Source organism: Mesorhizobium sp. M8A.F.Ca.ET.165.01.1.1 (genome assembly GCF_004792065.1).
Lineage (GTDB): Bacteria > Pseudomonadota > Alphaproteobacteria > Rhizobiales > Rhizobiaceae > Mesorhizobium.
In genome coordinates this window covers 1-294 of sequence record NZ_SRTH01000216.1, presented here as the reverse complement: position 1 = coordinate 294, position 294 = coordinate 1, and the positions used below count along the sequence as shown (strand labels likewise).

Sequence of the window (294 nt, the reverse complement as noted above, 5' to 3'; positions counted from 1 at the left end):
ACAAAGCGCCAGCGGCCTCCCAATCGGGATTCAGATTGTCGGTCGCTTTGGGGATGAGGGCACACTGGTCCGTATCGCACGAGATCTGGAAGAAGCCAGACCTTGGAACAAACGGCGACCTAAGACTTGGGCAGGCGGCAAATGACAGTCACGCCGAAGAAGATGGGGGCTGACGACGGCCTCGTTCCCTCCCCTTATTCAAGGCCGCATAGCGGAATCGAGGACGAACGAGACAGGAGGCCGAAACGAGCTCCCGAGCGGAGCGACGCCCGAGGGAGGGAGTGGATGACGGCG

General features: G+C 61.2%; 1 pseudogene. It reads left to right on the top strand.

Annotation, left to right across the window (positions count from 1 at the left end):
* Positions 1 to 145 (top strand): annotated as a pseudogene (locus tag EN808_RS37540) (amidase); the annotation flags it as partial.
* Positions 146 to 294 lie beyond the last annotated feature (149 nt).